General features: G+C 30.8%; 16 protein-coding genes and 1 tRNA gene. 6 read left to right on the forward strand and 11 right to left on the reverse strand.

The window, feature by feature from the left end; translation table 11 throughout:
• Positions 1 to 9 precede the first annotated feature (9 nt).
• The 3 genes from pth to AB9K26_RS12780 form a co-directional block, all read right to left on the reverse strand.
• Positions 10 to 576 carry an aminoacyl-tRNA hydrolase gene (pth, locus tag AB9K26_RS12770; protein ID WP_369973094.1) on the reverse strand — a complete coding sequence of 189 codons (567 nt, stop codon included), beginning with the start codon at positions 574 to 576 and terminating at the stop codon, positions 10 to 12.
• A 144-nt stretch (positions 577 to 720) separates the two neighbouring features.
• Positions 721 to 1,377 carry a 50S ribosomal protein L25/general stress protein Ctc gene (locus tag AB9K26_RS12775; protein WP_369972944.1) on the reverse strand — a complete coding sequence of 219 codons (657 nt, stop codon included), beginning with the start codon at positions 1,375 to 1,377 and terminating at the stop codon, positions 721 to 723.
• Between the two features lie 24 nt (positions 1,378 to 1,401).
• Positions 1,402 to 2,343: a ribose-phosphate pyrophosphokinase gene (locus AB9K26_RS12780; RefSeq protein ID WP_369972945.1), complete on the reverse strand. Its 942-nt coding sequence runs from the start codon at positions 2,341 to 2,343 to the stop codon at positions 1,402 to 1,404.
• 147 nt (positions 2,344 to 2,490) lie between these two features.
• Here AB9K26_RS12780 and AB9K26_RS12785 point away from each other — a divergent pair.
• Positions 2,491 to 2,572: transfer RNA gene (locus AB9K26_RS12785), tRNA-Leu, on the forward strand.
• Positions 2,573 to 3,079: 507 nt separating this feature from the next.
• On the opposite strand, the gene AB9K26_RS12790 is transcribed toward AB9K26_RS12785, so the two are convergent.
• From AB9K26_RS12790 to AB9K26_RS12805, 4 genes are all read right to left on the reverse strand, one after another.
• Complete coding sequence (locus AB9K26_RS12790) at positions 3,080 to 4,834, reverse strand: hypothetical protein (RefSeq protein ID WP_369972946.1); 1,755 nt, start codon at positions 4,832 to 4,834, stop codon at positions 3,080 to 3,082.
• On the reverse strand, positions 4,831 to 7,326 hold the full coding sequence (locus AB9K26_RS12795) for an ATP-binding protein (RefSeq protein ID WP_369972947.1): 2,496 nt from the start codon (positions 7,324 to 7,326) through the stop codon (positions 4,831 to 4,833). The genes AB9K26_RS12790 and AB9K26_RS12795 overlap by 4 nt, the downstream gene beginning before the upstream one ends.
• 3 nt (positions 7,327 to 7,329) lie before the next feature.
• A complete protein-coding gene (locus AB9K26_RS12800; protein WP_369972948.1) occupies positions 7,330 to 8,637 on the reverse strand; it encodes a hypothetical protein in 1,308 nt (435 codons plus the stop codon).
• Positions 8,638 to 8,841: 204 nt separating this feature from the next.
• Entirely contained in the window at positions 8,842 to 9,114 is a 273-nt protein-coding gene (locus tag AB9K26_RS12805) for a helix-turn-helix domain-containing protein (RefSeq protein ID WP_369972949.1), read from the reverse strand.
• Positions 9,115 to 9,179: 65 nt separating this feature from the next.
• On the opposite strand from AB9K26_RS12805, the gene AB9K26_RS12810 reads away from it, so the two are divergent.
• From AB9K26_RS12810 to AB9K26_RS12830, 5 genes are all read left to right on the forward strand, one after another.
• Positions 9,180 to 9,593: a hypothetical protein gene (locus AB9K26_RS12810; RefSeq protein WP_369972950.1), complete on the forward strand. Its 414-nt coding sequence runs from the start codon at positions 9,180 to 9,182 to the stop codon at positions 9,591 to 9,593.
• A gap of 2 nt (positions 9,594 to 9,595) precedes the next feature.
• Positions 9,596 to 9,763, forward strand: a complete 168-nt coding sequence (locus AB9K26_RS12815; RefSeq protein ID WP_369972951.1) for a hypothetical protein — start codon at positions 9,596 to 9,598, stop codon at positions 9,761 to 9,763.
• A gap of 459 nt (positions 9,764 to 10,222) precedes the next feature.
• Positions 10,223 to 12,718, forward strand: a complete 2,496-nt coding sequence (locus AB9K26_RS12820; protein ID WP_369972952.1) for a hypothetical protein — start codon at positions 10,223 to 10,225, stop codon at positions 12,716 to 12,718.
• A gap of 2 nt (positions 12,719 to 12,720) precedes the next feature.
• A complete protein-coding gene (locus AB9K26_RS12825; RefSeq protein WP_369972953.1) occupies positions 12,721 to 13,401 on the forward strand; it encodes an HIT family protein in 681 nt (226 codons plus the stop codon).
• Positions 13,401 to 14,183, forward strand: coding sequence for a hypothetical protein (locus AB9K26_RS12830; RefSeq protein ID WP_369972954.1), 783 nt, complete (start codon positions 13,401 to 13,403; stop codon positions 14,181 to 14,183). The genes AB9K26_RS12825 and AB9K26_RS12830 overlap by 1 nt, the downstream gene beginning before the upstream one ends.
• 193 nt (positions 14,184 to 14,376) lie before the next feature.
• On the opposite strand, the gene AB9K26_RS12835 is transcribed toward AB9K26_RS12830, so the two are convergent.
• The 4 genes from AB9K26_RS12835 to AB9K26_RS12850 form a co-directional block, all read right to left on the reverse strand.
• Positions 14,377 to 15,306 carry a hypothetical protein gene (locus AB9K26_RS12835; protein ID WP_369972955.1) on the reverse strand — a complete coding sequence of 310 codons (930 nt, stop codon included), beginning with the start codon at positions 15,304 to 15,306 and terminating at the stop codon, positions 14,377 to 14,379.
• On the reverse strand, positions 15,303 to 15,596 hold the full coding sequence (locus AB9K26_RS12840; RefSeq protein WP_369972956.1) for a helix-turn-helix transcriptional regulator: 294 nt from the start codon (positions 15,594 to 15,596) through the stop codon (positions 15,303 to 15,305). Before AB9K26_RS12840 ends, AB9K26_RS12835 begins: the two co-directional genes overlap by 4 nt.
• 84 nt (positions 15,597 to 15,680) lie before the next feature.
• Positions 15,681 to 16,712, reverse strand: a complete 1,032-nt coding sequence (locus AB9K26_RS12845) for a hypothetical protein (RefSeq protein ID WP_369972957.1) — start codon at positions 16,710 to 16,712, stop codon at positions 15,681 to 15,683.
• Between the two features lie 3 nt (positions 16,713 to 16,715).
• Positions 16,716 to 17,993: a phage integrase SAM-like domain-containing protein gene (locus tag AB9K26_RS12850; protein ID WP_369972958.1), complete on the reverse strand. Its 1,278-nt coding sequence runs from the start codon at positions 17,991 to 17,993 to the stop codon at positions 16,716 to 16,718.
• Positions 17,994 to 18,023 lie beyond the last annotated feature (30 nt).

Here is an 18,023-nt window from a genome sequence, read left to right on the forward strand (position 1 = left end):
CCTCCTTTTTTATTTTCCGTTATAGGTATTCATCGTGTTACTGATTCCAGCAGTACCAAATGATTTGATTAACTCAATAGATGTTTCTAGACGTTCCGGAAGTAATTTCGATTCCTTGTCAGACCAATCACCTAAAACATAATCTACCTGTTTACCTTTAGAAAAAGCATCGCTGATACCAAATCTGAATCGGTTGTATTTTGTGGTCTGTAATTTATCTTGGATATCTTTCAATCCGTTGTGACCACCATCACTACCTTTGGTTTTTAGGCGTAAGGTTCCAAAAGGAAGGTTGAGGTCATCAGTAACAACCAAAAGGTTTTCTAAAGGGATTTTTTCTTTGGTTAACCAATACTGTACAGCTTTCCCGCTTAGGTTCATGTAGGTGCTTGGTTTTAAAAGAATAAATGAGCGTCCTTTAAATTTGTATGTGGTTAAGTCACCAAGTTTTAAGGTTTCAAATGTCAAATCTTCTTTTTCAGCTATGGCATCTAAAATCTTAAAACCAATATTATGTCTTGTATTGGCATATTTGTCGCCAATATTACCCAAACCAACAATAAGAAATTTTTTCATGGCATTTATTTCTCCATCAATTAGTGGTGAATTCGATTTGAACAGATTTTTAAAATAGGTCCAGATGTTCATGGTTTTTTACAAAAATAAGAAAGCATTCTAATTATTAGAATGCTTTCAAATATTGTTATAAAAGAATAAGATTTATTCTTGAGACTCTCCGCCTTCTGCTGGAGCAGCTGTTGCTTCTCCTCCTTCTGAAGCTTCAACTCCTTCTTCTCCTTCTTCTTCGTCTTCATCGTCAATTTCTACGACTAATCTAGAACGTTTCACTTGACAAACTACAGTATTGTCAGGATGTAAGAATTTAAATCCGTCACTTTCAAGTTGGGTGATGTAAAGTTTACCACCGATTTTAAGAGGTGTGATGTCAGCTTCGATAAAGTCAGGTAAATTTTTAGGTAAAGCTTTAACTCTCAGCTTACGTCTATTTTTACGAAGTACACCACCATTAAGAACACCTCTTGATGTTCCGATAACATGTACAGGAATATCCATAGCGATTTCCTTGTCTTCAAATAAACGGTAGAAATCTATGTGTAAGATTCTATCGGTTACAGGGTGAAACTGAATGTCTTGAAGGACAGCATCATAAGTTTCTCCATTGTCTAAAGCAATCACAACTGTATGAGCACTTGCAGTGTATACGAGTTGAGAAAATGCTAATTCTGGCGCAGAGAAATGCACTGTCTGTTCTCCTCCGTATAACACGCAAGGAACCTGTTCAGCATTACGTAAGGCTTTCGTTGCTTTCTTGCCCACGCTTTCTCTTTTAGATCCGTTGATTGTAATTGATTTCATTGTTTGTGTTTATATTAATATTAATTACATTATAAATTTAGAACTGATTGATTTATTGTAATGCACATTATGCATAACATCTGCAAAAAGTTCTGCACAGCTTAAAACTCTAATTTTTGAATGCTCTTGCTTTAAAGGAATAGAATCCGTCACAATCAATTCTTGTAATTTGGAGTTTTCAATTTTGTCATAAGCACTTCCAGAAAGGATTGGATGTGTACATATAGCACGAACACTGATAGCTCCTTTCTCCATCATTAAGTCTGCAGCCTTGGTTAAGGTTCCTGCAGTATCTACCATATCATCCACCAAAACCACATTCTTTCCAGTGACATCGCCAATCAATTCCATGTGAGAAATGATATTGGCTTTAGCCCTTTGCTTATAGCAAATAACCACATCACTTTCCAAAGCTTTAGAATACGCATAAGCTCTTTTAGAACCTCCCATATCTGGTGAGGCAATGGTAAGCTTGTCAAGATTAAGTGATTTTAAATATGGTAAAAATATAGTTGAAGCAAATAAGTGGTCAACTGGTTTTTCAAAAAACCCTTGAATTTGATCAGCATGAAGATCCATAGTAATGATTCGAGTTGCACCTGCAGCTTCTAACATTTTTGCTACCAGTTTTGCTGCAATAGGAACACGAGGTTTGTCTTTACGATCTTGTCTTGCCCATCCAAAATAAGGTAAAACTGCTGTGATATGTCGAGCAGATGCTCTTTTGGCAGCATCAATCATTAGTAACATTTCCATTAAGTTTTGAGGACCAGGATGCGTCGAACCTATAATAAAAATACGCGTTCCTCTAATGGATTCTTCATATGACGGTTGAAATTCACCATCGCTATAAGTAGAAGTAATCACATTCCCTAAAGACACACCAAAATGACCTGCTATTTTATGGGCAAGTTCTTTACTTTGGCTACAAGCGAAAATTTTTGCTTCTGTCGCAAAATCAGGCATGTCTAATGGTTTGTTTAATAATGATTTATATACGCTTTCGACAAATGAGGTGCAAATTTAGGAATTTATTTTGACTGAAAAAGTATAAAAGCCACTAATTTTGATGGATTGTAATAAATAATTTTATAGTTTTGCAGTCCAAAATTTGCTCAAGTGGCGGAATTGGTAGACGCGCTGGATTCAAAATCCAGTTCTTTCGGGAGTGTGGGTTCGATTCCCACCTTGAGTACTATAATAATCCTTTAATTGATTCATAATAAATCTTTTAGAGGATTATTTTTATATATATTCCCCACATATTCCCCAAAATAAAAGATTTTATGATATTTTGAAAGCCTTGTAGTGTCTGGCTTTAGAGTTAACTGAAGCTTTAGCAAGTTATAATAAAAAATCTTATCTATCAAAGAAAATTTTATTCTTTGGGACTCCTACTTTTCAAACTACTTATATAATAGTTTTTTGTTTAATCGTGTACGGTATGGGGCAAAAAATCAGAAGGAGGCAGGGTGTTTGCATGATGGTGGTTAACTGTTAGAGATATTTAAAAAAATCACCCATTTTTCAGCGTTTTAACCTTGTTGATTAATTCGTCTATTCTATTTAGTCGCTCTCTTTTCATTTCGTAAGTTGGGTATTCAGTTTCTTCAAAATTCTTTTTACTATACGTCAAAGATTCTAAAATATCATTCAAATCATTATTAGATAACATATTACTTAATATTTGGTTTATTATTCTCTATTCTATTGTGAAATCAACATCGAATCCGTTTCTCGACATATACTGCATAAATTTTTGAAGTAAATCGGTTGAATAAGGAGAACGATAGTTTTTAATCCTTTGAATACCAAAATCAAAGGTTTTCTTTTTGACATTGAATAAATTATGATTGCCAAGTTTTAAATCTTTTATACATTCTGGCTTTTTGAAAAATGGATTGAGCATATTTATTTTTCCTTTTAACTCACCTTTGACTTGCCCCTTAATATCATTAAACGCTATATATGCTCTTCCTTGTTTGCTAAATTCCTGATGAATTTTGATATATCTTTCTAATGAAGGGTAATGGATTAAATCATTCTCGATTTTTTCAACGTTCAAGTCGATAAAGCACTTACCATCTTTGTTGAATACACATAAATCAATAATGTCTAGTGATATTGTTTTAAATAGAGGGAAATCTGCATATGTTCTATATTCAGGCGTAACGCTTCTTAACTTTTCATATCTTATAGAGTTAAGTTCCTTTGTGTCATCTGTGACTTTAATAAGTGGCAATAAAAATGCTCGATTATAGTCATATCCCCTCTTTCCATTTCCCCTTATAGCTAGGTTGCAAGGCTGTGATAGTAGGATATATTCCTTTTCCCCAATTTTAAAAATATCTCCATTTGATACAGAAAAATGTAGTTTATTTATTATGTCTTTTTCGTAGTAGACTTCTTTTTTATGAATATCAATTGCTTTTTGGTCTTTGTGTGGGAATTTATATCCTGTATCTATGAAATCTAAATTTCTGATTCTCGACATTGTTGTTTCAAAAGGGCTTCTAATATTATCGTCTGTAAATAATTTATAATTAGAGTAATTTTGAATTATTGAGTTAAGTCTAAAAAGTGAGTTGGCTTCCCAAACACCTTCATTTGAAGACGCTTTTTGTACAATTTGGTTAAATGTCTTTGGAGATAAAGCTTTGATTTCATCAATAGACTTATCGAAGCTCTGTTTTAGTATATCAATCGACCTATGCTTTAAATCCTCAATATACTTTAATGAAAGAACGTTTTTTATTCCTTCAGCGAATGCTGTTAATTTTGGTTTTTCACCAAAACGCTTTTTAGAAATTGTACAGAAAGTCTCAATATCTAAATCATAAGTTGACGAGTATTGCTGTCTATACTCATCTTCTTCTTCTATTTGATATTTATGAGAAAAAATGCCACAGAAAACTTTAGAACCGTCCTTACTTTCTATAATTCTTTTTGCTAATTCTATACCATCTTTTTCACCATTATTCCCTGTAAATCCCTTTAACTCATAGTCAAACAAACAAAGAAGAGTCTCATTTGAGTTTAGTTGCTGTAATTCATCTTGCATCCTTTCCTGCCACTCTTGGGGTGTAAGTAGCTCTATATAATCAGTGAGGTAATCTTCTATCTCTAAAGCAGGAATTACATTTGCTCCTTCATCGCCACCTATATATTCACAGATTTCATGAATACCCTTTTTTTTGTTTTCTGGGATATTCCAAAAATCAAGTATTTGCTTCTCAAAAACTGCCTGTGGGGAAGTCCAGTTTATTGTTTCAAATAAGGGTATCCCATCTGGGTAACTCTGACTGTTTTTTACAGCTTTCATTTGACCAATAAAAAATTCCTTTTGTTGTTCCTCATCAAACTTATCATCAATGTAGAGTATCTTTTTTACTCCCTCTTTTGTTAAGAGAGAGTGGATTGAATCAACAGCTTGTTTGGTTAAATCTTCCTCTGTCATTCCTGCTCAATTACATTGTTTAAGTTGATGGTGAATATGAATTTTTTACCATATTTATTTCTTTTAGGTTCTAAAGCTATTGTACAGCCTGATGCATCCAAAAGCTGTTGTGTTATAAATAACCCTAACCCACGTCCCTTATTTTTTGGTTTCATTGTAGCAAAAGGCTCAAACAATTGATTTTCTATTGATTTGGAAACTCCATCACCATTATCTTTTATGGACATCCAAGGTTTGCTGACTGACATAGTAATGCTTGGTTTAAAAGAACTACTTTCTTTTTGTTTTTCTTTTAGCCAGTATTCAGAATTATTAATTAAGTTATCGATTATTTGAGTCAATTTTCCTTTATTCATTTTTATAGAAAAGTTGTCCTCGATGTTAACAATAAAGTCTATACCATTCTTTTCAAATCGTGATTTATAGTATTCTTCTTCATCTCTGAAATAAGACCTTAAATCAATTATTTCTCTCTTTTCTTTATTGTATTTTAATGATGGGTCTAAATGCTTTAATTGAATTTTAAGTCCATTAACAGTTGAATTGATATACTCTATTAAAACAAAAATATCTGATTCAGTCAGTTTGTTGTTTTTTAACTTCTGTGAGTAGAATATTGACCTCTCTCCAAGTCTATCGGCTATGGTTGCAAATTCATGACTGACAGCTTCTGCTGTAAGACCTAAACTTGCCAATTCAGAAAAATTTTCTAGTTGTTCTTCTAAAATTTCAATTTTTGGTTCAAGTATATTTATGACATCTTTTATTCTTTCAGCTTTAGAAATTATTGAATTGGATTTTTTCAATGCTGATTCAGCCTCTTCAATATCTATAAGAATCGATTCTAAAGATTGTGCAATTCTAGCTGTTTCAGGTGTAGACAGAATGCTAGTAGAAGAATGTTCTTTATGTATTTTTGATAATTCTTTCTTTGATTTTGTTAAGCTATCAAGTGCTTTTTCACTTTCAACCTTATTTTCTTTGGCTTGAATTGCTAGTTCTTTTCCCGTTTTAATTGCATCGGATTGGGTCTTAATTGAGCTAGTTTGAGTTTTGAACTCCCTCAAAAAGGTATTGTAATCCCTTCGTACGTCATTTAGGTAAGAGTTTATATTATCTCTAATAAAGTAAGCCAACTGAATAAAATTGTCCGAATAAGGGTTGGATATGAAACCTTGCCTATCTGTCTTGTCTTTCAGGTTTTTATTTTCACCTTCGTCGATTAAAAAATACCCAATAACATTTCCAGGTCTTAATGAGTAAAAGGATTTTCCATGCGTTTTATCGTCTCCAAGTTTCATCCAATCTAAACTCTTTTCAAAACCATAAGGGAAAACAGCAAAACCGTTTCTGTAAATTTTAATACCTAGTTGATTTAACGCAAAGGATTTGTAGTTTTTTATATTATTAAAAACGTCTTTAATACTTTCTTCCCCATCGAGCCAATTATCTAAAAGGAAATCATCAATTCTGCCTTTAAATTTTCCTGGATTTGCCTTTTTGCCATCAACAAATTGCAAATCAGGTATTTCGGAAATATCAAATGTTTTTTTAAATGTAAAAAGGTATTTTTTGTCTTTTGAAGCATCTATATACTCTCTACCTTTTTTAGCAAGAACATACTCTGAAAACTTTTTACCGTTGTCTGGCAATAAGAACTCATGATAGTCATCTCGCTTTAAATTTTGTCCTAAAAACTTTTCTAGTTTAGTCTTACCTTGGATAGTCAAAGTATTTTCTGAGAAATCAAAAGAGTATGAGGAAATAGCTAAATCCTGAAGTGCTAATTGCGATTCCTCCAAATCTATTACATCGTTATTCACCTTCAGATAAACGTCGAAAGGATGCTTATTGTCTTCTTTGTAAGGTGATATTAACTGTACTATCTGGGCTTTGAATTTTTCTAAATTAACACCTCCCCATACATTTTTATCTCTTAGACCAGTCAGGACTATTTTTGTGCCTTTATTTGTTAATTCGGCAAGTTCTTTGTGTACTTTAACTTCACTTAGTTTTAAATTTGTTTCAAATTCTTTCCAGTTAAAGCCAACATGGATTCCCTCTTTTTTTTCCATTTTAGTGAAAAACTCACAAACATCTGCTAGTCTCTGTGTACTCAATCGACCTAGCCCTTTATCGCCAAGAGGGGTTCTGTTTTTCTTAGTTTTATTACCATCTTTTTTGAAAGACCTTTTACTTGACGACGATATTACCAACCAGGAATTTGAAATGATTTCTAAGTCCATACCTATTCCATCATCTTCAACTAGGATATAGCCTTCTTTACCTTTAAAGAACAAATTATCATCCTTCAAATTTCCAAAAGAATTAATTTCAATAGAGACATAAGATGCATCGGCATCGTATGAATTTTTTATCAATTCCATTAAAGCCGTGACTTCATCAGGTACTAATTCTTCACCTAGCTGTTTAACTATGTGTGGAGTAATATCAAAGTGAAACTTTTCATCTTTATCCTTTTGTTTGCCCATACATCAGCCCATCTTAAAGATTAGTATCTTTTCTTTATTCATAGTGTTTGAAAAGTTATTTCTTCCTGGCATACGTTTGCTTAAAATATCTCTTTCTAAATCTATAAATAAGTCAATTCCTTTTGATTTTAATAAATCTATCAGGATTAAGTCATTTTTCACTTCTTTGTTATTGACATTTCTATTCCCAATTGTCCATACAAAATAAGAGCCTGTTTGCATTTTTTGGATGATGTTGTCAATCGTTATATCCAAATCGTTAATGAAGCAAGTCACTTTCCTAGCTTTCTTTTTCTCAATATCAGTAAAACCATTAAAAAACTCCTTTAAAGACTTTGATTTACTGAAAATTTTAGATTCTATGTTTTTATAGTCTGCCTCGATTTCTCCCCCTAAACTTTGTTTGTCAATTTCTTGAATAGCACTTAAATAATTAATAGATATTTCACTATCAATTTCTGAAACAGGTATCCATTGAAGGGGGAGATAAGAGAACTGCCCATATGTTACTGTGGTATGATTGTCACCATAAGGAGGTGATGTAACTAATAGATTAAATGATTTATCAGTATTTATAATATCTTTTGAGTCCCCCCAGTTAATATCAACTTCTCTTTTATAGTCTCCATCTTCTATTAAATCCTTTAAAGCTAACTCTCTTTTCACTTGGAATATATCCTCAATGCTTCTTTTACAGATTTTTAAAAAATACTCTTTAGGCGATAAATTCCTATTAGCTATGTCCTCTTCTTTTCTTACGTGTAATTTAAAGGTAGAAGTTCTATCGTTACCAGTAAGCCTAATTACCTCTGCGAAAGCGACCCAGAAGAATTTTCGTATATATAGGCTATCCTCTCTTAAAATAGCTCTTCTAATTTGAGACAATTCTATCTGTACTTCTTTTTTAAACCATTTGTCAATGTTTTTAAAATCCACATCAACTTTAAGAGAACGAGACCTTTTTAATCTCTCTTTAATTAAAGAATAAGCTGCGTTTAAATCTTCTGAATAAATATTGGTTTTTACCTGACTTATTAAAACTGATAAAGGATTTATGTCTTGACCATAAACATTTGTTCCATACCGCATTCCTGTTGTTAAAGCATTAGAAGCTCCCATAAATGGGTCAATCATAGAGGTTTCATTTGGTAAGTCATTTACCAATGTTTTTATAATAGATTCCTGTACTGATGGAACCATCATAGCAGGATAGTTCAGTATTTTTCGAGCATAATCTCGACTATTGTAGTTTATACCGTTAAGTATATTACTGTCTATACTGCTTAGAGATTCTAAAATTGCTTCTGTCATAAACAAAAAATGGAATAATATGCAATATACCTATCTTAGATGAACATAACAATTATTAATTTACAATAGACCTAGAACAGGCTAAAAAGCTTTATATACTTTTCAAACTTTGATGATAATGTTTAACTAGTTGAATTGCATTGTAATGTAAATAACTCAAAATTAGTCAAAAAATAGGGTTAAGACACACACCTCTCTCGTCATTTATTTAAGAAATTCGAAATTGTAAACTTCTTTGATTTCTACATTAAGAGCTAAACATATTTTAACGATTGTGGAGAATGTAAAATTAGTCCTGCCATTTTCAATTCTTGAAATGGTTGTCTTTTCATAACCCAACATTGAGGCTAATGCAGTTTGAGATAAGCCTTTTTTTAATCGGACTTCTTTTAAATTGTTCCCAAAAGCTTTCTTGTATTTTAGAAGTTGCTTCTCGGTCAGTTTTATCTCGTTTATTTTTTGTTCCTCTGTTGACATAAAAGTCAATAATAGTGCTTATGTTAGCGTAATGGGTAAGCGTATATGTCAACACTATAATCACAATGAGAAAGACCATAACAATCAGAAGGGGTGTAATTAAAGCGATTATTTTTGGATTGTTATTTGGTTTAATATTAGTGTTTATAGTTGAGCATTTTGGAAACTTTTCATACATAGCAAATACTGCAAACACAAATACCAATGGAAAAATTAGTTTGGTCGATTATTTGCCTCCTAAGACACCGTTGGAAAGTATTTATTTTGACACCCCATTTGGCAACAGGTTAAAGTTTTCAGGAGAAGACTTTACAATTGGTGATATGCACTATAGGAGAAGTGAATTTAAACCTTATAGCAATAGGGTTAAATACTATTTTAAAGCAACTTTTCAAGATTTTAAATACGTCTTTATTATAGGTATAATAGTCGCTGTCTTAATTCATATAGTGAACAACTATAAGCTAAAATTAAACTAGGTATGGATTTAATCAATAATGACTTTATGCCTTTGATTAATTCTTTGGATAGCAAGTCTGTTAAAGAAAGGAGGGTAGGTATCAAAACAATTAAATCTCAAATGAGAAATATCCTCAAACATTTTATTGAATGCACTTGGGGGGGGGGGTCATTACAATACATTTTTTAAAAATCTAATAAAACCTTACTTAGATAACCCTAATGTCCTAGATGGTGTTTTGAAATCAAAGGTCATTAAGGATAAAAATACAATCGCTGGAAATACAGAAGCAAAGATTTATCCAGAACTAATGAAGTGTTTAAAGCCCTAAAATACTAGCGTATCTTCATCATGAGTTTAACCTACAAAACCATGAAATTAAAAGTTAAGTTATTTAATCTATCAGTAATATCTATAATTTTTTTGTTTATGTACTTCTCACGATGGAGGTAGAAGCGATAACTCCATTACTTTTTTTAGATTAGTTATCTAATAAATGAGCTATAATAAAATGAATATTGTAGAATCATCTAGTCTTTTAAATTTAAAAATCATTTATTTTTATATATATTCTTTCTGATGATGTGCTATAGTATCATCAAAAATAACTGAATATGAATAGGTTTTTGTTGAAATTTGATTAATAAGATGTCAAGGGGTTTTTTAGATAGATATATTATTGCGTTATGGGAAATAAATGATGATGACAAAGTGGATTCGGAATTTATAGGAAGCAAAGCTGAAGGTTTACTCTCTATTCCTAGAGAATGGACATTACCTTTTATTATTCTAACTAGAAAATTTTATTTTTTATGGTGTGATAAAAAATCAGCTCGTGAAACTCTGGATAAAGTAAGCGACCATGAGAGAAAACTTCTTGAGAATTTTAAGCATCACTTTAAGAATGACAATTCAAACGTTCTAATTAGGTCTAATTCACCAAATGAGAATATAGATTTCAGAGGTGAGTATAATTCGAAATTGGTCAAAAATAACATAGACGATATAATCAATGGGATTGATAAAGTTTTAGAAGAATCTCTACCAGACCCAATGTTTATTTTAATACAAGAATTTTTAGCTCCTGCTGTTTTAGGTCATATATCCAATGAAAGAAGAGTGACACCTAAAAAAAATAAATGGCTATTAGAACGTCATGATTTAAGTATTCAAAAATTTATAATTGCAAGTAAATCAAGAAGAAAGGAAGTGGTTATTGCAAAAAAAGACAAAGACCTATATTGTGCTTTAAGGTCTTTTGCTTACTTTTTATCTAATTTAAATAGCAAATCTGATGTAAGGTATCATTGTGAATGGATATGGAATGCTGAAAGGGTTTGGTTAATTCAAGTTGACAAATCAATAAGGAATAAGAATCTGACTTTAGCAAACAATTTTTTGAATCGAAAAGTAGAGCCGATTCCTGTATTGAAGAACCTGTCTGTAATAAAAAACTTTACACACCCTAATAGTAATTCAAATAACTGGAAAAAACTTCGTTCCCCTATAGAGTTCAAAAAAGTTAATATTCCATGTTCTGACGTTTATGTTTTGGCAGGTAATATCTGGAGTAATCCTAATAAGGATACAAAGCAAAAAATATTTGAAGATCTAAAATTATTATGTTCTGAGCATCCAATTATTGTAAGATGTGATATTGCAAAAAATGTTCGAAAAGATGATTTACTACTTCCTACAAGTGGAGCTTTATCTTGTGCTGATGATGTAATAGAGCATATGGAATTAGTTCATAAAAAGTTTTTAAAACTCAAAATTTTAGACAAAAATTGGGCATTTCTAATTTCGTTTAAATATGAAGTTAAAGCGAGTGCACTTATACAAGCATATCCTTTTGCACAAAGAATTAAAGTTGATGCTTTATGGGGTTACCCTGATGGGCTATTATACTATCCTCATGACACCTATTATTATTATCCAAGTGAAAAAAAACATAAGTATTATAAAAGATATAAGGGGGTTGGTTTATTCCCAACTAGTAAAGGATGGAAACCTTACGGTATAGCCGCCCCTTATGATTGGCAAATTGTTTTAAAAAAGAGTGAAGTAGCAACTATGGCTAATTGGGCACTTGAATTAGCAAACTCAATGGGAAAAGAAGTGCAATTAATGGCTTTTGCTAAACTAGAGGATAAGCCTGACAGTAACGGATGTCTTCCGTGGCATTTTACCAACCTAAAGATTTCAGAGTATAAGGAGTCATTAAGGTTTCTTCCCAAAGGAGAGAATATAAAAATCATAAAAAATATGGATGACCTCAAATCCATAGAAAATTCAGATGGTTTAAATGGAATTTTAATAAAACCTGTAACTAGCTTATTGAGGGATTACGATTTTTTAATCAAGATATCTAGTTTGGCATTGAAGTATAATATTCCTATTTATTATGAGGGCAGTATATTGAGTCATGCGTACTACATTTTATCCAAAAATGGAACTAAGGTTATTCCAATTGCGAGTCATGAACCAATAGATTCTATCAGATATAATAAACTTGTACGAGATAATATTCCTATAATTATAAAGAAGGCAGGAGGAGTATCACATATAAGGAAAATTCCAAAAGAAAAGGCTATAACTTTATTAGCTCAGAAATTAATTGAAGAATCTATTGAGGTTTGGAACTCAAATGATAATACTGAACTGATAAATGAATTGGCTGATGTTCTTGAAGTAATTGATGCATTGATTTCCTATTGCGGTGTTGATAAAAAAGAACTAGCTAAAATCAAAAAAAAGAAATTAATCAAAAGAGGTGGGTTTAAAGAGCTGTTTTTTTTAGAGGAAACCTCTGTTAGGTCATTTAAGTCTATTCAATCGGATAATGGAGAAATTCCTCTATTACTTGATGACAATAATTTAACCTCGAAAAAAATAGAGAAAAAGCAAAATTTAATTAACTTTAAAGGTGATTTGAATTTTGAAAAAGGAATAGAGTTTGATATACCATTTACTCCTTATTTGGATGATGGGTTGAATAAAAAAGAATTAATTGAAACAAAAGGAGGAGTTGTATTTAGTGTCAATAACATAGAAGACAGAATATATATTAAACTCAATATTAAAAATAAAGCAAATACACAACGAGAAAACAATAATCAATTAAGACTCTTTGAAGAATTTTAGAAATGAAAAATAAATGTTACATATGCGGTCAAATTGAAGGCAAACAGGAGAATGATTTAATCAGCATAAATCTGGGTGAGGTCGAGTATATTAGAAGAATAATAGCTGAAAATAAACTTTTTGCTTTAATACCAAGTCTAGGTGCATTAAACCGAGGTCATTCACTAATTTGCCCTAAATTTCATTACAGAAGTATTGCAGAGATACCAGATGTACAATTTCATGAGTATGAAGAATTTGTCAATCACGTTTCTTTAGTTTTAAAAAATTTGTACAAAAAACCAATACATTTTTTTGAACACGGAAGCAACCCTAACTCTGATGAAATTAATTGTACAGTTGACCATGCACATTTACATGTTATTCCTGCTGACGTAAAGATTGACTTTAATTTATTGAATAATGTCTACAAATGGGAAAAAGTTAATTCTCATGAAGATTTCAAAGAACTTGTTAAGGATAAGGAATACCTATACTATAGGTCGCCTAATGATGAATTGTACTTTTCGGTAGCTCAAAGTCATAAATTTGAATCTCAATACATGAGGAAGGTTTTTGCGAATTTACTTGATAGAAGTGATGATTGGAACTGGAGGGATAATCCTAATGTTGACTTTTGTTCTGATGATTTCATTTATATGAAGGAAGAATTTGATAAGTGTTTAGTTAATATGTATGCATAATGGCTAAACCTAAAAATATATCATTGTATATATCTTTACTGTTTTTAATTACTTCATATGTATCAGCAGCTCAACAAAGTGATTCTATAAGTTTAGCTAAGTCAGATAGTTTGACAAAGCTAGAGAATGCTAAATTGAGCTCAAAGGATTCAATTATTACAGACAAAGATTTAATAGTTGATTTTCAAAAGAAGAATCAATTAAACGTCTCCACTATACCTGGTTTGGTTGAATATATCACAATAGTTACCTCTTTTTTATCCATAGTGATAGCTGTTTTAACGATAATTATTGGACAAGGCTATTATAACGTCAAAAGAGACAAGATTAACTTACTAGAAAAGAAATTAAATGAATTTTACCGTCCTTTATTACAGGCATTAACAACTAGCCAGATGTTACATTCCGTACTTTCTCAAGATAAAGATAAAAATTACAGAGCCTTAGAGGCACTTATCAAAGAAAAAGATAATGCTTTTAGTGTTGCTGATAAAATTCTTATTAATGAGATTATTGAAGTTGGTAAAAAAATTGAAAGAATTATTGATGTTCATTCTGGTCATGTCTTAAACGACAAAACAAGAGAAAACATTGGAAGTTTAGTGAGGCATTTGAGAATATTTAGAGCTACATTCGTAAGTGAGGAAAAGGATAATCTTGAAGGAATTGCAAGTGAAAAATTTATGAAATTTACTTATCCAAGAGAGGTGAATGAATGCATAACCAATGATATTACATTCTTAACAGGAGAACTACACAAAAAGAGAAAAAGATGGTATTAATGTTCTATGTCAGGGATTAACTATTTGCCTTTTTCTTATGCTAGTAATTATTTTGAAATAAGTTCTTTTAGTATCAAAGCTCCTAAATAAACCTCAATAGAATATATATACTTGGTTTGCTAAATTGACTTTTAAAACTATTTGGCAATTTTTCCACTTAATACATAACTAGAATATATACCAATTATATACATTAAAGGTATATAGGGTTATTGATAGTTTCAAGATTATAGAGTTCATAGAATTTTTTGTCTATCTTTTTAAACAATGTAGTAAACCATTTATTCTGTTCATACTTGAAAATCATTTCTTGAAACTCATTTTTTCTATTCTGTAAAGTACTAGTACAAAAATTACGCCTAGTATCATTCCAGTAATTTGGATTTGTAAATAAAGTGAACTTTTGTTGTTCTTTTTTCTTCATTCCGAAACATCCATTAAAGCTATCAACTATCGTAAGTTCCGATAATTTTGCCAAATAGTCTTCATAGAGTTTTAAGATACAACTTGGGTTTTTTAGGTCATTTAGACTATATATACCGAACTTATTAAATTGCTTTTTAGTCTTATACTTTACTTCTACTCTCAAGATTGTATCAGTTAAGCATTTATTCCCTAGATGTAATGATTTGTTATAGAGTTTTATATCATATTCTTGGTAGCTAAACTTCTTAATTTTCATGCTCTTGTCATTCTTGGGGTTATAACATGGCGATTTGAACTTATACATTAATACATGCTTTTCTAGGAATTTTGAAGGGTTTATTTCGATGTCAATATTGAACCCAAATTCGAGGTTATTAAGTATAGTATTATCTAAGTCATAACCTAAACTCGTTTCTAAGGCATTTAAAGCATCAATAACAGCTTCGTGGGTAAAATCGTCCCCATTGTGTTGTCCTCTTCCTAAAAGCATATTATAATACTTATGAAGAGAGTTTTCAATGAATCCATTATATTGACTAATATTAATGTTAAAGGTGTCTAAACTGCACCTTATAGGATAATGTAGAGTATTTCCTTTTAAGTCATACTTTGCTTTGAGTTTGAATTTATCTTCGCTTATAAGAATACTTTGAACTTTATCTTTATCATTGAATTTTGCTTTGATGTAATCTATCATAACTCTTGATTTTTTGAGTTAATAAAAACATCTACATCACTTTTACGATACCTAACGTTTCTTCCTATCCTTACAGGTTTCAATAAGTCTTTATTATCCCAATGCCAAAGAGTAGTCATTGAGCATTGAAGAATCGTACACACTTCCTTTCTTGTTAGAAGTTCTTCTTGGTTTTTTTGTGGAGTTAATTGAGAGATAAGCTCTTTAAACTCTTCTCTAATTCCTTCTACAATTAAATCTTTTAATTGGTCAGGATTTACTGCTGTTAATGTTAAATTCTGATTTGTCATAAACTCTATTTTTAAAATTCATAACAAAATTGGAAAGAAGGGATTCTATACTATAGCTTATACCGTATAACCCTTAGTATAAAATTATTCTTGTGTGTTGAGCAGTAAATCTTGTAGTTTGTCGGTGAAGAATTTAGATAACTTTTTCCCGTTAGCTTTATAATCTAAAGCGATAAGCTCAAGATATTTTATTTTTCTTTTTGAGAATAGATTTTTGTCAGTATTTGCTTCTTTAATCGTTTGATTCAAGTAAGGCTGAATCGATTTGCTAGATATTTCAGGAATGTCTTGACTGATTATTTTTGCAAGAGAGTTAATATTGATGTAGCTTTTATTTTTATACTGAACAGTAAAATTTTCAAACGATATTAATCCATCAGCAAACAAAAGAGAGTATTCATAAATGTTAGTATCTCTTAATTTTGCTTCATGACTTATAGAGTCTTTTTCATTATTCAAGCTTTTTTCTGTGATTATTAAATCATCTTCCTTCAAATAAAAAGTAAACAAATGATTTAAGCTTAATTTAAGTTGTTCTACAAATTTTTCTAAATGTTCGTATAAATCTACCTGTATATTGTTTTTCTCAAAAAAATTAAATTCCTCAATATCTTTTGACTTAAATTTTTTAAGAAAATTTTCTGAAGATATAACTCTATGGCTTAATTCTGCAATTAATAGTTTAGCTGAGTTTTTGGTTGAAGCTTTGAATAAAGTTTTTTTGACATCATCAATAATCTCGTTACAATAAACCTTGAATTTGTGGTAAAACATATTATATAGAGCATCAAAATCAAAATGCTCAAAAAACTCAAAATAATTAAGTGTGCTTATTAAGTTTGCATCTTTTAAATCGTTTCTCGTTAAGTCTATTTTTTCTAAACTAGGTTTTATTTTTGAAACCATGAATACATCTCCCATTTCAACAATGTTGAATTGTTCTGGGTTAATATCTTCAACATGAGAAACAATTTTTGGTGTGTCATAATTGTATTTAAAGTATAGCCTTTTGATGTCAATGTTCTCAATAGTCAGTTTGCCATGTTTAATGAGAATATTTTCAAATTCATAAAAGTTGGTAGGTAAAAATTCTAAATGACGAATGTTTTCAAGCATACTTTAATTGTTTTGGTTATCCCAGAAGTTTTTTAGCTTATCAGCGTGTTGTTTAGGCGTTACCTTAATGTACTCCAAAAATTGCTTCTCGGTTTGGTGACCTGTAATTTTCATTATAGTTAATGTGTCTAGTTTACCATAATGATTGGTAGCGAACGACCTTCTGCAAACATGACTACTTACAAGTTCATGTTTGTAATATACATCAAACATCTTTCTTGAAATTTTTTCTTTGCCCTTTTTAATCTTGACCATTTTAGCCCCTTCTACCTTGTCGTTTATTTCAGCTAATTCACAAACCATTTTAATGTATTCATTGAATTTCTGGTGTGATATTTTACGTGGAAATTGCCCACTACGTTTCTTTAATATTGCTTCAATTTGAGGATGAATTGGTATTATAACTGGGAAGGAGGTTTTTGTTGTAACAACCTCAAAATAACCTTTTTCAATATTCTTCTTGGTGAGTGATAAAAAGTCTGAAATTCTCAATCCTGTCCATAGTCCTATAATAAACCAATCTCTTGCATTATCTAACATTTCCTTTTTTGATAAGTCAACATTATACACATCATTTATCTCATCAACTGTTAAATAGATGTCTTTTGTTTTATTGGAAGGAGAATGAAAATCTGGATGTTTATATTCTGGATTAACTTTTAGTCCTTTACTTTCAGCTCTTCTGCAAAACAACTTTATATCATCAATATATCTTCCTACCGTATTTGGATTAAGATGCTTTTTATTTGATAAATAATCCACAAACCTTGAATGAAACTTTAGATTAATGTCCAATAACCGAAGACGAGTTTTTGAATTTTCCTCAAATCCAATTAGATGATTTTTTGTTGAAGTATAACGTTTAATTACTCTGTCGCTCAAAGGAGTTCCCTTTTTAGTTAACCGATATTTTGACTCTTCAATAAAAGCCTCTGTAAAAGCAACTAAATAGGTTTTGCTATCAGCATCGTTTTTATTAGGTCTAATGAACAAAGCATTAATACAGTTCTTTAACCAAATATTATCAATTGAAGTTCCGTTAGTGCTACCTAAATTAAACTGGTCTATAATGAATGATTCTAGTTTTCTTAATTTGGAGTTTGTTTCTGCATAATCAAAGTCAGATACTGTCTTAACTAAAGATTTGTTACTGCTCCAATGTTTTTTGGGAACTTTCAATCCTGTTGATACTTCCAAATCTGTTTCTCTTCCATCACGAAGTCTAATGTAGATAGAAGCAGGGTCGGCTTTTCCTTTTATTCTGTATTTTACTGTTGCCAAGACTAGATTGTTTTACTACAGTAAATATAA

The organism is Psychroserpens sp. XS_ASV72 (assembly GCF_041224425.1).
Taxonomy (GTDB): Bacteria; Bacteroidota; Bacteroidia; order Flavobacteriales; family Flavobacteriaceae; genus Psychroserpens.

What these genes read in the sequence shown, in the direction of transcription:
- AB9K26_RS12820 (WP_369972952.1), top strand. Translation starts at nt 10,223, where the DNA reads ATGTCAAGGGGTTTTTTAGATAGATATATTATTGCGTTATGGGAAATA.
- AB9K26_RS12780 (WP_369972945.1), bottom strand. Translation starts at nt 2,343, where the DNA reads ATGCCTGATTTTGCGACAGAAGCAAAAATTTTCGCTTGTAGCCAAAGT.
- pth (WP_369973094.1), bottom strand. Translation starts at nt 576, where the DNA reads ATGAAAAAATTTCTTATTGTTGGTTTGGGTAATATTGGCGACAAATAT.
- AB9K26_RS12800 (WP_369972948.1), bottom strand. Translation starts at nt 8,637, where the DNA reads ATGACAGAAGCAATTTTAGAATCTCTAAGCAGTATAGACAGTAATATA.
- AB9K26_RS12805 (WP_369972949.1), bottom strand. Translation starts at nt 9,114, where the DNA reads ATGTCAACAGAGGAACAAAAAATAAACGAGATAAAACTGACCGAGAAG.
- AB9K26_RS12775 (WP_369972944.1), bottom strand. Translation starts at nt 1,377, where the DNA reads ATGAAATCAATTACAATCAACGGATCTAAAAGAGAAAGCGTGGGCAAG.
- AB9K26_RS12835 (WP_369972955.1), bottom strand. Translation starts at nt 15,306, where the DNA reads ATGATAGATTACATCAAAGCAAAATTCAATGATAAAGATAAAGTTCAA.
- AB9K26_RS12810 (WP_369972950.1), top strand. Translation starts at nt 9,180, where the DNA reads ATGAGAAAGACCATAACAATCAGAAGGGGTGTAATTAAAGCGATTATT.
- AB9K26_RS12840 (WP_369972956.1), bottom strand. Translation starts at nt 15,596, where the DNA reads ATGACAAATCAGAATTTAACATTAACAGCAGTAAATCCTGACCAATTA.
- AB9K26_RS12815 (WP_369972951.1), top strand. Translation starts at nt 9,596, where the DNA reads ATGGATTTAATCAATAATGACTTTATGCCTTTGATTAATTCTTTGGAT.
- AB9K26_RS12825 (WP_369972953.1), top strand. Translation starts at nt 12,721, where the DNA reads ATGAAAAATAAATGTTACATATGCGGTCAAATTGAAGGCAAACAGGAG.
- AB9K26_RS12830 (WP_369972954.1), top strand. Translation starts at nt 13,401, where the DNA reads ATGGCTAAACCTAAAAATATATCATTGTATATATCTTTACTGTTTTTA.
- AB9K26_RS12790 (WP_369972946.1), bottom strand. Translation starts at nt 4,834, where the DNA reads ATGACAGAGGAAGATTTAACCAAACAAGCTGTTGATTCAATCCACTCT.
- AB9K26_RS12845 (WP_369972957.1), bottom strand. Translation starts at nt 16,712, where the DNA reads ATGCTTGAAAACATTCGTCATTTAGAATTTTTACCTACCAACTTTTAT.
- AB9K26_RS12795 (WP_369972947.1), bottom strand. Translation starts at nt 7,326, where the DNA reads ATGGGCAAACAAAAGGATAAAGATGAAAAGTTTCACTTTGATATTACT.